This window comes from Candidatus Marimicrobium litorale (genome assembly GCF_026262645.1).
Lineage (GTDB): Bacteria > Pseudomonadota > Gammaproteobacteria > Pseudomonadales > Halieaceae > Marimicrobium > Marimicrobium litorale.
In genome coordinates this window covers 3,345,878-3,359,251 of record NZ_SHNO01000001.1, presented here as the reverse complement: position 1 = coordinate 3,359,251, position 13,374 = coordinate 3,345,878, and the positions used below count along the sequence as shown (strand labels likewise).

Here is a 13,374-nt window from a genome sequence, read left to right as displayed (position 1 = left end):
CGTTATCTTGCGGCCTATGGACATTTTCAACCGGGACCGTCGCAGTCTTACCAGTGTGCTGGCTATTCAACTGGGTGCAATTCCTCAACTATATTTGACCGTGTAAGACATCCCGCTCAACAGCAGAACGCGGTACACCGCGAGCATCTGCCTAAAAAAGATGTTATGCGTTCGTGGAACCCTGCGGGCGGCGCTGTAAATAAGCGGCCTAGTGCGTGCCATAATTATCAGCAATAAACGACACATAGGCCTTCGCGATGCCGTTTGCAATTCCCCCGAGCGTTGCCTCTATCACCGTCCCTTACAGCGAGCCCTCGATTTCCTGAGGCAAGTTTAAACTGACTAGTGATTACGAAAGGGTGTCGTCTGCTCTAAGGAGGTCTGCAAGAATAGCCGGTGTTAGCAAACCAACTATATCCGCGGCTAGACCGCTGTCGGCCTCCTTCGTGACCAGGATCACATCTGCGCCAGTCTCACAGAGAGACGCTAAAGCGGCGAGCGGCGTTGTCTTCGCTGGGACGACGATAAACTTGAGATCCGCCACTGAGGGATTGCCGGCGTTTTCCCTGCTGCTGGTCGATACCGACACAATCTGGCCCTTACTGTCTTGCACAACAACTGCTGCAGCGGTTGTTATGTCGCTCCCCGGCAAACGGACCTCGAAATTGGTGTCCATTAAATCGACGATACGCTCTGTGGTTAGTATTGCAGCATGCAAACCCTCGGGCACCGTGTGGTGTCGTGCAAGGAGTTTCATCGTGTAAATACTTTCGTCCATGATAGCTTTACGCAATCCATAGGCCGCCGTACAGGTGATTATCATCGGAAGCATACTGGGGTAGTCTCGAGTCATTTCAGCCAGCATGATGATGCCTGTGAGCACAGCGCCGGTGGTTCCAGCGATCGCCGCAGCCATGCCGGCGATCGCAAAAGTAGTGACGGCGATATCGGCTTCCGGCATGAGCCATTGGCATAAATAACCTGCAGCAGCGCCCACGGTGGCACCCATAAAAAGCGCTGGTGAAAAGACACCGCCAGAGGCGCCGGAACCGAGGGACAAACAGGTTGCCAGCAGCTTCAACGCTGCCAACATGAGAAGGAACCAAGGGGACATAACAGCACCGCTCAAAATATCCATTATCGTCGCGTAGCCAACGCCTTCGACATAGTAGTGGCCTACCTGCTTCATCAACAGGTACATAATTATGCCAACACAGAGCATTCCGAGTGCGTGGCGCGAGTAGTAGTTACCCGGCATCGCATCAAATATATCCTCCAGTTTGTACAAGCCCCGAATGAAAGCCACGGATACCAGTCCCATTACGCAACCCAAGAGCAGAAACGAAAAAAGTAGCACTGGAGAAAACATCGGATAAAAAGGAATCTCTAATTGAGGCACATAAAAGGAGGGCTGAGTCCCTAGTAGCAAATGGCTAATATGTGTGGCGACGACTACCGCGATCGCAACCACCAGAAAATTTCGAGCATTAACCGAAACCAGAAGTAATTCCATTGCAAACAAAATACCGCCCAGCGGTGCATTGAAAGTCGCGGCGATACCCGCGCCAGCACCAGCGGCAATTAGGGCTACCCGGTCCCTGACTAACATCGGAAAGATGGTTCCCAGCGTGGAACCAAAAGCGGAGCCAATCTGCACAATAGGGCCCTCTCGCCCCACAGAACCACCACTGCCAATAGAAATAGCGGAAGCCAACGATTTCACTATCGCAACGCGAGGCCGGATGTATCCCTTGTTATAGTAAATTGCATCCATGACCTCCGGGACGCCATGTCCTTTTGCTTCCGGTGCGAAGTTTTTAACGAGCCAGGCAACAACAAGTGCGCCAATCACCGGGACAAGTATCACTCCCAGTCCCCAGGGGCTTGCAACCGTATGTACATTGGCGTCGTAATCTGCAGACAGGGAGCCTAGAAAAAGCGTGTTGTGAACAAAGCCAATCAGCATCCGGAATCCCCACGCACCAATACCGGCTATTACTCCGATCGCTGCGGCCATAGTCAAAATAGCCGGCATGCTTCTCGGTTGGAGCGGTGCTTCAGTAGCGGATGTCATAGGTAGTGTCTTCTGCGAATGAATAAAGCTTGCATAGTTAAGGGGTGATGAATTCCTCAGCGCGCCGGCTTAGCTTTACATCGTAATTTGTCAAAAGCGGCGACGCCAGCGGCAATTAGCGATTGATGCAGTGCCACCCCATCAATTTAAATCTGATATCGATGATGTTCCTAAGCATAACATCGCTGGAATAAAGAACATAAGGCAACGCGTTATGGTGGAACCACAGCGAAGGCATTGATAGCTGCCCCCGTAGCACCGCGTATTCTGGGTGGGTTCAACACCAGCGCAAACTCATACGTATTGCGTTCGGCGAGTACTTTTGCCAGTTCTTCGAGGTTCATATTTTCGACAATGTAGATGCCGTTGTCAGCCAAGAGAATTCGGTGCGCCGGAAAAATTGTGCCCTCGTCTGGGTATACTTCATAGGTGAGCTGATCGTCTCCAGTTAAAAAGACGCTCTTTTCCGCCAACCATTGCGCAGCGCTCGCTCCCGGTCCCGGCCGTGGCCCCATATACTTCGCTTTATCACTATCGAAGTATTGGCCGTAACCAGTGCGGATCAGCACCGAATCGCCAGCGCGTATCTCTACGCCCTGCGCCCGCGCCGTTGCTTCAAGGATCTCAGCAGAGATTTCCTGACCCGGCGCCAATGCATCTATGTTTTTAAACCTGGCCACATCAAGCAGCACACCACGGTTAACAAAGCGCTCTTTTGGGTAATGCTCTATACCCAATTCAAGCAGTCCGCCCGAACCTTCGCTTGCCGCTGCGTCCAGACCGCCGTATAGCTCGCCGTTGTGGCCAATATGGCCCAGTGCATCAAGATTAGGTGCGCCGTGCTGGCCACTGAAGTACATCATGTCAGCAGCGAATGAGATATCCTTTATCATGCCTTTGGTTTGTTTATGGGAGTTGACCAGAGCCAACGCATAGGGCGGATTAAGACTCATAAGAGGCGAATTATGGTCCCAAATAAAATTCAACTCGATGACAGTTGCCGCCTTCAATAACTGAATCAGGTCATCATCGGCTAGTGCGATCTGGTGGTTGAGACCGATACCCACGCACAAAAGAGCCAGCATGCGCGCATACAATTTTATAAAGCCTTGACCGCTGCTTTCCCGTTGACATTGCATAGTGCCTCTCCAGATTTTCATAAAATTAGCATTATTTTTACTGTGACCTTGCGACAATCAGCAATCGGGGAAAGCGGATGTCTCTGGCTTGTCTGAACAGTTACGCTTTTGATCATACTGCACGGTACCTCGCTCTAGTTCAAACTAGATGGTGCCATGTTCACGACTATCGCAGTCAGCAGCGAAAGAATTGCGAACCACATAATTTTTTTATGAGCCCCCTGGCTTGTCGCCAATAGTCCTGCCACTCCCAACAGAGCAACGCACAGGTGCACCACTCTCATGGGATGGTAAAGAGGCATTGCAGCTGTCAGTGTAACGTTTATTGATAAGATCGAAGCAAATACGATAAGGCCACCGAAAAACCTGGTTCTGATCTCAAAAAAATGCTTCTCCCATGAAGCTACCTTTGCCGGATTGTCAGGTACCAGTGTTACCGCAAGATAAAATAGGCAAGCAGGTGTTGCCAGGTGTCGAATATAAGCTAAAAAATCCCACTGGACATCCCGGTAGCTCCACAATGACCAGAATGTAATGGCTGTTCCAAAGAGAATAAACATTATATAAAAAATCATCGGAGGATAGCGCGAGGATCTGCGGTTGAGATGAGGAAGTGCGCTGTATAAACGAACAGCCGAGTGTGAATAAATTAACGCAAAGCTAATGATAACGAACTCAAAGTGGGACATTTCAGTTAGCTCCGACGGTTATATCACTGTCGAGATAGAACCCATCACGTAACGAACGATGCGTTATAACGAACCCTCTGTACTTGGGTGTATATCTTGAACCCAAGTATACGCGCCTGACAAGTTACTTTTGCCCGTCAAACCAAACCACCCGGTGATGAAAAGCTGCCGCCACAACCCGCTGATGCAAGAAAGAGCATAAAATTCTACTCTCGTTTGGCGCCGTCAGCACTCAGAAGCGCTGATCCTATGGGGTGAAAAGTGACAGCCATGGGCGCTCCCCTGGAATGATGACTGAGAGCAACGCTAAAGGCACATCACTGCAACGTCTCGCTCCGCTCTACAAACAAGCTCGTACCGAAACACTCCACATGCTGATCATTTTAATAGGTTTCCGTCAAAGGCAGCTGTTCAAGGAGGAATATGAGCCAGTAACATCGACTGTATTTGAGACGGTGCGCTAAAGGGTTTAACATCATCAAAACCAACGGATCACTGGACAGCAGCACGAACCATGTCATTACAGGAATTGATATCCAATTATGGTTATCTCACGATAACTGTCGGTACGTTCTTAGAGGGCGAGACCGTCCTCATTCTCGGCGGGTTAGCCGCGCATCGAGGTTTTTTGCTGTTACCTTTGGTGGTTGCCTGCGCATTCCTGGGTGCATTTTGTGGTAACCAATTGTATTTCCATATTGGTCGCCACAAGGGTGCAAGCTTCCTGGCCAACCGACCGGTCTGGCAGAAGAAGTCTGAGAAAATATTTGCCATCGCAGAAAAACACCAAAATCTCCTGATTCTGGGTTTTAGTTTCACTTACGGATTGCGAACGGTGACACCTTTTTTGCTCGGTGTCGCGAAAATATCGGCCGTCAAATTCTTTCTGCTGAGCATGATTGGCACGTTTGCATGGGCCTCTATAGTTGGCAGCTTGGGCTATTTTTTTGGCTATGCACTGACGTCAATGTTCGGAAATATTAAACAGTACGAGGCTGCCATTTTTGTGACGTTGGCCGGTGTCGCCGTTGCTTTTTGGTTGATTCGCTACCTTACGCACCGCAGATAAAACCGCGGCAGGCACGAAATAAGCCACATACTCCGCAATGCGTCCCCAGCAGAAAACCACCGTCCTCTGATACTAGCCCGTCGTGATCCGTCGGAGGGACACTCATCTCGCAGGGAGTCCGAAGACTAAAGAACTGCTCATTTTGTGCATGGTTCGACGAACGTTAGGCTTTAATTACTCGCACGCGTTATGAGTCAATCAGTAGTTGCAGTTTCTATGCTGCAAATGATTGTCGCCAGAACCGAAGGAGCTAATCTATTTGGATGATAGAAATTAAACAAGCGCGTCGACTGCGGGCTGTTCGTGGCAGCCAGCAACCGCGTTTGAGGGCTGAGGAGTTGATACCGTTAGTGTTCTCGCCATTCTTTTTTTGCGTCATATTACCATCACTTTAAATAGTTTGAACTCTGCTCTTGAAACTGTGTCTTATTTTCAGACAGCAGCACTTTGGATTGCAAATAGCCTGGGCGTTTCTCTTGTTTCCTCAGCGCACAGGACACTAAAACGTCACAGACTATTACTGTGACTATTTACACTACCGCTACAGTTTTGAGAGGTTTTTCGATGAAAATATCAAAAGAAAAGTGGGCAATAATAGCTGGCCTCGCTGCGTTGGGAATGTCGATTGAATCGTTTTCTCACGGCTACGTGTCCCAACCAGCGAGTCGATCTTATCTCTGCAAATTGGGAGACAATACAAATTGTGGCGCGATACAGTATGAACCGCAGTCTGTCGAGGGTTTGGATGGCAGTCCACGCTTTCCAATTGGCGGACCGCCTGATGGCACAATCGCGGCAGCGGGCAGTCCAGCGTGGTCTGAGCTGAACGTGCAAACACCAACACGCTGGGCAAAGAACGGGATTTCCGCTGGTCTCAATAGTTTTACGTGGACGTTTACGGCAAATCATATTGCTCGCGATTGGCGATATTTTATTACCACGCCTGACTGGGATCAGTCACAGCCGCTGTCACGCGCTGCCTTCGAGTCGACGCCCTTTTGCGAACACGACGGCGGAATGGTGCGCCCCCCAATGACAATTCAGCATACCTGCGAAGTGCCATTGCGTGATGGTTATCAAGTGATACTGGCCGTATGGGATGTCGGCGATACAGCGGCATCGTTCTACAACGCTATTGACGTTGAGTTTGGCGAACAAGGCACAGCGCCAATAGAGGATAATCCTTTCATTGAGGTCGGCAGTATTTCGGGAGCTATCCCGCTTAACGCAGGCGACGTTATCTACACGCGAATTATGGATCAAGATGGAGAAAATACGTCCATGTCTGCTGCATACACGGCAACCGTGGCCACTTCGGGCGCAGCGGCAAGCCTTGAGTTAGCACGCATCATTAACGCACAGGGATATTTCTACGCCGGCGAAAAGTCAGGTGACACCTTCACCCCCATCGCCGGAGCGAATAAGATATACGCTCTAGAAAATAGTACCATTCAATCTATTCAGGTCGCAGTTGAATTTGCTGACGTGCAATCTGAATACCAGGCGATACTGTCTGGTGTTGGATCGCCGGTAGAAATCGGCGCCACGGGCATGGCCGACGTTCAATTCGCCGTTGCTACTAACGAAGCTTCAAATATCGTGGCTACCCTGTTCGACGCCGATGGTAAAACGATAAGCAGTGATACGTTCACTCTCGACAATTCTATGTCCGTACCGGATGACTCAGATTCTTGTAATCCGCCTGATACGAGCCTCTCTATGCAACCGATTAGCCTCAAACTTCATGTGCACGAGGCCGCTGCGGGCGAGTTCACGCTGGTAGTCGTTGCGAACGCTATAATGGGCAATGCAACAATCCAGAATAGCGCTACAGTAATCCTGACTGACTCCAACCCGGGCATACCCGACGGCAGCGGTATCGATTCATGCAGCGCGTCGGATGCAATGACGTCAATGCATCCTGCATTCGATGCATCAACTGTCTACAACGGTGGCGAAATGGTCAGTTACGACGGGCTAATTTATAGAGCAAAGTGGTGGACGGTTGATGACGCGCCTGATGCAACAGACGCATTTGAATTACTCTCCGCTGTACGTCTCGAATACTCGGACACTACCGTGTACCCGGCTGATACAGAGATACTCTTTCAGGGCAGCATTTATCGATCCAACTGGTGGACACGCGGATCGTCCCCACTTGCCAGCCCAGAGATATGGTCACTCATTGGGCCTGCGCCCTCGTGCTAGAGACTCATGCTTGCCGGTTCTGCTGGCGCAGGTGTCAAACCATCCGTGGGCGACCCTGATTCCCGCGGCCACACGATTCCTAAATCCTGTGGCCGCGATCGATTACCTGATACTGAAATAAGTTGCCGGCAGGTCAATTTGTAAAACCACGATCAGCATAGGTGCGTTGGGTAATCAGCGCGATCACCCGTGCCTCTATCTAAGCTGGGACAGTGGTTCTTGTTATCGCTTTTTATGAAGGCTTAATTTACCTTCAGGAGACTCTAGCGACCCTTTGTCAGCACGAAATAACGCACTCCATCGGGCGTCTCGAGAGAGTAGAGCTCACGGGTTTTAGGTATGGTGTTATCTGTGAGACGCAAAAAGAGATCATCAAAAAATTCAGGCGTTTCCAAACTGAAGTTATGAAAATTACGCGTGCGGTTCACCGGTGTAACGTCAACCAGCACCAGGCCATCATTCCCCGCCTCCAGCAACCCGGCAATGTTCTCTGACTGGCGCACCTGGCCAGGATTTCCCGGGTTCAAGGTACTCTCTCCAAGGCGTTGGCCTCGGTTCAGCAGGCGACTGACCAGCAGAGCGCGGTCATTGGATGACACATAAACCGTTACATTTTCTGCCAGCCCGGTGATTTCCTTTTTGAACCGGTTATTGAATTCGGCATGGTCAACGTCGGGTGCTGTGAGCACCACGTTCTCTATTTCAGTTTGAGCATCTGCAAAGGCTGGATCGTTGTCCAGAACATGGAAGGCATCAACAACGACCTGTCCGCCCATACTGTTCGCCACCATCCAGAGCCGCTCAGGGCGCACTTCCTCTACGATAAGCCTGAGTAATGTCGCCAACTCTGGTCCAGACGCCTGAGCTGCTGACCGTGCTCTGCGATATCCAGAGAGAGACGCACCCTGGTCACCCGGCCAGTCAAATACCAAAACAGGCGTGTTAATATCCAGCACGTGCGCCAAAAACGCCGTCTTGCGCAAAGCCGATGGAAACGCTTCTCTAAAACCATGAACGACCAAGAGCAACGAGCGATTCGGTGATTGTTCCACTTGCTCGCGCAAGCGCTTGACGAAAGCGGCACGCTCCAGAGTATCAACCTCCTGCAAACGGATCTCTTCATTCAGAAACCAGTCACTGGCATCTAAAATCATACCCAGCCCAAGGCTCGGCTCAATGCGGGTATCGAATGTTCCAAAATTTAGCTCAGACTGTCGCGTGGAATCGAATCGCCGACTCAGCGCACCGTTCAAATCCGCCGGAGTTCGGTTATTCGCATAAAAAAAACGAAAGGTTCCCTGCTCGGCAAGCTGCGGGACGGTCATGCGCCGAAAGGCGAAAGCTTCTGCCTGGGCAAGGATAATCTGCGTTCCAATGAAATACCCATAGGCAACCATCGCTGCTAAAACGAGCAACAATAGCGCAAGAGACCACTTCATTTTTTGTCCGAGTCTTGTCATGGAAACCACGTTTAAGATAAATGAGCGGTAGTAAAGGTAATCCTGTCAGCGATCAGGAGCTGCCCGCGAAAATTGATCGTGCAAATGGATGCCGATACGGTGTCTAGGTCGCCATACGCCTCCGGCTGCGATCTCTGTTTGGTCACTGCGGGAAGTGTAGACTATTTTTTCTTGTCGGGTGCAATCTTGTTTATGTGAGAGGGGCTATTTCTTTGGTACCAACACCACTTTCCTGAGGCCGGTTTGAGTGCAGAGCGCTACCGAACTATCTCCTTGCACGGTAGGAATTGCGGCCTCTAAGCGGCCTGATGGCTCGGAAGAGAGGTCTCCAGCGATCCGGCCTCTAAAAAATCACGTTTCACTGCGTAATATTTTTGCGGCAAGGAGAAGCCTAATTCTTCACGCACATCGGCTATTGGCTCGTGCAATCGATTTTCCCATTGCGTCAACAGCATCCAGTCGGCTTGCTGACCGATTTGCCGACCCTCATGGATTAAAGCGTTAATATCAATTTCCGGGTGATCCTTCTTGAATTTTTGACGCCCCATAAAAATAATAAAATCAATGCCTCGACCGGGCGTCTGTGTCGTCATAAAGGAAAGTAAACTCAACTCGCCCACGGGGTCACGCCCATAGCCTGTCATAACGTGCTGCAGATCGTGAATATCCCTCAGCCGATCTCCTAACCAACGCATATCCACATCAACGTTCTCGACGAAGGGGGCCTCTTCACTCGACGCAATCAAACCATCTGCGGATAATCCCTCAGCATGGACAAAATCATAATATGCGCGACCAATACTGCCTTCAGGCATCCCTAACAAACTTTCTCGATCGTTCAGCGCCCGAACTATGGCAGGCTTATCGCTCAATAGCTTCTCACCCTGCTCGCAGGCCAGCAAGCGCCGGTGCGCACGCCCCAGTGAGTCCCCTCTCAGTGCTTCCAGTACTTTGAACACCTGCCCGGTGTCATCCGGATCCCTGAGTAGCCGTGATACTGCAAGGCCCGCTTTTACAGGATAAATGCGATTACGCTGAAACCATTGATAAGCCGACGCTAACACCGGAAGCCCTCCCTTGACTGTGACGCGCATCATACCAAAATCCTGGCCCCTCGGCAGTGCGAAAACAGGCGTTGCAGCTTTTCGCGCCAAATATCTCCCGCCGGCGGAATATAGGAATATTTCCCTCGAGCGATCTATTGCCTATTTGGGTGAGGAATACATGAGGGGGCGCAAAGATGACAATCAACGCAATCTTTGTCAGCGGGCGTCAGTGGTAGCGCCAACACCCCCACCGGGCCGACACGTACACGAACTCTCCAACCCGGGCAGGGATGTCTATGTGCTGTTTTCTCTGCCTCAATCTATTCAGCCCGCATCCTGCAGCGTGATGTCGTACTGGATTGCCCCAGCGTGGTCTCGGCACTGACGTGCCGCGGTAACGATTTCTTGACCATCCGGGAGGAGCGCTGGGCGATTGGCGCACAGCCGCTGCCACGCTCAATCACCTCGCCGACGATCGGCCTGATTTGTGGCAATGCCCTTTAAAAGTAGCCCTTATAAGACTTGATACGGATCGCACGTCTCGCTCCGATAGCAGCATACACCGGCTACTGCGCGGGGCCGATTACACTTCTGCCGTTAAACTATTATGCCGATGGATAGCGCTAACCTGCGATCGAAAGCCTGGGTTTTACAAGCCACTTAAAGACTCCCCTTGCTGCCGGGTATTATCCGTGGGGCGTCACCAGATATTTCTCGCCCGTCTTCATCGCGCGATAATCCAGCACGGCTTCTTTGGTGAGCATTTCCTCAAGTGTTACCTGCCGCTTGTAGGAACTGGCAAACGTTGAGGTGAGCCCCTGCAGCACACGATCGCGCATGCGCAGAAGCGTTTCCAAACCTGCCGTTTGCAGGAACGGTGTCAACAACCAACCCGATAGCGTCCAGCCAAAGCCGTATGCTGGCGTCAGTAGCGTGGGGCCCATATCCAGCCTGCCATAAATGTACATTTTTTTTGCCTGATCCGAGCCATAGCGGGAAAACTCAGTCATTTTCTTCGTCGCGACCCGCTCCATCGCCTTGAAACAATTGTCGACTGGATGCCCGCCGCCTATCGGATCGAACCCGAGGTATGCGTCGGTGGCGTCGATCGCGTCGCACAGCTGATCAGAAAAATTTGCATCGGCTGAATTTACGATATGGGTTGCACCCAGTTTTGACAGCAGCTCAACATGCTCTGCCTTGCGTACGATATTGACTAGCGGGATGTCATCCTGCTGACAGATCTTGACCAGCATTTGTCCAAGATTAGAGGCCGAAGCAGTGTGAATAATAGCGCCCTGCTTTTCCATTCTCGCTGTTTCAACAAACCCGAGCGCAGTCATTGGATTGACGAATGCGGAGGCCCCGTCTACCGATGAAATATCACCCAGCGGCAGACTCATGCCCGCATCAGCGATGCAATACTGCGAATAGGCATTCCCGGGTACACAGGCGACGCGCTGACCCATAAGCGATTGCGCGAATTCATCCTCACCCGCCGCCACCACGACTCCTGCGCCTTCATTGCCCGCCGGCAGGCGCAGTCCATGACGACCCTTCTGCGCGCTATTAAACGGTTCGGGCATAGCCGCTACAAATTTTCCAGGCGCGTACTCCGCATTTTCAAGATCCGCCGCCCCGGTGAGGATGGCAAGATCTGATGGATTGATTGGTGCAGCCTCCATCTTGACCAATATCTGGTTGCCCGTGGGATCTGGAAACTCGGTCTCCGCGATCTCTACTGTCAGCTTGCCATCTGCAAGCGTGCTGAATAGCTGTTTACCGGTGGTCATAACATGTGCTCCTGAGCCGGGAAGTGAGGGCACATATTGTAATACCTTTTAACTGGCAATGTCTGCGCTAGCATCAAATCGAAATGACGACCTGCATCAAGTCTTCGGCAGGTCAGACATATCTCACGATCATTAGACGCTGGTACTACTGTAGCCGACGGCTCGCCGATACAGGCTGTAATGGAAATTCGGCCTGTCTAGCGATATACCTCGGCCCTGATACCACACCAAAAACTCCAATCTGCGTCTTCAAGTCGTCCTTAGTAGTGGAGACTGGTGCCGACCCGGCGCGCTAAAAAAACTGAATGTTATTAATTTGGAATGCTCGATTGGTGTTACCTGCAAGCTTTTTCCATCCGAGTAATTCAGACCGCAATAAGCTCTCTTGGACAGCAGCGAGGTGATCTCGCTCATTCGTCGTTAACGAACCCGATGTGCGACTCGCTCATTCGAATTCCCACCTTCGAAAAAGCCCACGACTGACAGATGCGACGTTGTGACTATGACTACCCGCGCCAGGCGGCCAAACGGTCAACTGCAGCCTCCACTACTTCGGTTGCTCCAGCATAAGAAAAGCGAATGAAATGCTTGCCACTTTGAGGACAGAAATCCGATCCTGGAGCGACGAGCACGTTGGCGTGCTCCATCATCTCTATGCAGAACTCCACGCTATCCTCGTTCATATGCTGTACGTGACAGTAAAAATAAAAGGCGCCGTGCGGTTCGGCAAAACGATCGAAGCCCAACGACGGTAGCCCGGCGAGCAGAATGTCGCGATTGCGCTTATAACGCACCACGTGCTGATCGAGTTCTGCTCGGCAATCGAGCGCATGCAGAGCCCCAACCTGTGAAGGCGCAGGGGGACACAGATAGAGATTATGCGCCAGATTCGCAATAGACTCAGCTAGATAGTCCGGCACGACCATCCACCCTAAGCGCCATCCCGGCATCGAGTAATACTTTGAGAAGCTATTGATAACGATTGCCTCGTTTGAAAAAGAACAGGCGGTCGCCTGCGGTGTTTCGTCATCAAAGACAATACCGTGATAAATCTCGTCTGAAATAAAACGTATACCGGTCTTCTCACAGTAAAGTGACAACGCTTTCAATTCAGCGGGCTGAATCATCGACCCTGTAGGATTACCGGGGCTTGTCACAATCAGGCCGTCAATTCCACCTTCAATCGCTTCGATCTCCGCAACCGTTGGCTGGAAGTCGTTTTCGATCGTGGTTTCAAAAATGACGCATTCGACGCCAAGTGTTTCGAGAGCGTAACGGTAACCGTAATAGAACGGGGCAGGCATACCGATACGCTGCCCCACATCAAAACAGCCAACCACCGCAAGAATCATCGCGCCCGATGCTCCAAACGTGATGATGACATTCTGAGGATTGACACTCGCCCCATAGATCTCATCATATTGTCGGGCGATACGTTCGCGCAGGTCCTCGTTGCCGGCAGCGCTTGTGTAACCAAAGATGTTCTGTTCGCCCGCCGATAAAACTGCCTCCATCGTACCCGCCGGAGCACCTGTGCTGGGCTGACCCAGCTGCAAGTAGAGCATGTCTTTGCCCGTCGCCTCTATTACCCGTGCGCGCTGGTACAGTTGCTCTGCAATGCTCGGTGCAGCACCGCGCTGAGAGGGATGAAACTTAGGGTGACGACTCATTCTCGCTTCCTCGGGCGCTGCTGCCCTCATTGGTGCGTTCATCGCACTGATAGCGAGACCGCGGCAAAGTAATGCGTGCGTCACTCCGTCTCGAAGGGTGTCGATAGTGGTATAACGCGTTAAGCAATAATACTGATTGTTAGCCCGCTACTGATTTTAAGACATTTGATCGTGTTGAACCGAGCCTCATCTTTTTGATGTGGAGCAATCCCCTACCGAAGTGAAG

General features: G+C 51.3%; 9 protein-coding genes. 2 read left to right on the top strand and 7 right to left on the bottom strand.

Going from position 1 to position 13,374, the window contains the following annotated elements:
* Positions 1-349: 349 nt before the first annotated feature.
* The 3 genes from EYC82_RS15130 to EYC82_RS15120 form a co-directional block, all read right to left on the bottom strand.
* Positions 350-2,074, bottom strand: a complete 1,725-nt coding sequence (locus EYC82_RS15130) for a chloride channel protein (protein WP_279250381.1) — start codon at positions 2,072-2,074, stop codon at positions 350-352.
* Between the two features lie 212 nt (positions 2,075-2,286).
* Complete coding sequence (locus tag EYC82_RS15125; protein WP_279250380.1) at positions 2,287-3,213, bottom strand: cyclase family protein; 927 nt, start codon at positions 3,211-3,213, stop codon at positions 2,287-2,289.
* Positions 3,214-3,347: 134 nt separating this feature from the next.
* The gene (locus EYC82_RS15120) at positions 3,348-3,902 is read right to left on the bottom strand and encodes a hypothetical protein (RefSeq protein ID WP_279250379.1); all 555 of its coding nucleotides are present in this window, start codon (positions 3,900-3,902) and stop codon (positions 3,348-3,350) included.
* A gap of 514 nt (positions 3,903-4,416) precedes the next feature.
* Here EYC82_RS15120 and EYC82_RS15115 point away from each other — a divergent pair.
* Positions 4,417-4,971, top strand: a complete 555-nt coding sequence (locus EYC82_RS15115; protein ID WP_279250378.1) for a DedA family protein — start codon at positions 4,417-4,419, stop codon at positions 4,969-4,971.
* Between the two features lie 564 nt (positions 4,972-5,535).
* The gene (locus EYC82_RS15110) at positions 5,536-7,179 is read left to right on the top strand and encodes a lytic polysaccharide monooxygenase (RefSeq protein ID WP_279250377.1); all 1,644 of its coding nucleotides are present in this window, start codon (positions 5,536-5,538) and stop codon (positions 7,177-7,179) included.
* 263 nt (positions 7,180-7,442) lie between these two features.
* On the opposite strand, the gene EYC82_RS15105 is transcribed toward EYC82_RS15110, so the two are convergent.
* The 4 genes from EYC82_RS15105 to EYC82_RS15090 all read right to left on the bottom strand — a co-directional run bounded on the left by EYC82_RS15105 (position 7,443) and on the right by EYC82_RS15090 (position 13,148).
* Entirely contained in the window at positions 7,443-8,618 is a 1,176-nt protein-coding gene (locus tag EYC82_RS15105) for an alpha/beta hydrolase (protein ID WP_279250376.1), read from the bottom strand.
* Between the two features lie 317 nt (positions 8,619-8,935).
* The gene (locus EYC82_RS15100) at positions 8,936-9,736 is read right to left on the bottom strand and encodes a Coq4 family protein (RefSeq protein WP_279250375.1); all 801 of its coding nucleotides are present in this window, start codon (positions 9,734-9,736) and stop codon (positions 8,936-8,938) included.
* Positions 9,737-10,371: 635 nt separating this feature from the next.
* Positions 10,372-11,478, bottom strand: coding sequence for a zinc-binding dehydrogenase (locus EYC82_RS15095; RefSeq protein ID WP_279250374.1), 1,107 nt, complete (start codon positions 11,476-11,478; stop codon positions 10,372-10,374).
* Between the two features lie 506 nt (positions 11,479-11,984).
* Positions 11,985-13,148, bottom strand: coding sequence for a pyridoxal phosphate-dependent aminotransferase (locus EYC82_RS15090; RefSeq protein ID WP_279250373.1), 1,164 nt, complete (start codon positions 13,146-13,148; stop codon positions 11,985-11,987).
* Positions 13,149-13,374: the final 226 nt, after the last annotated feature.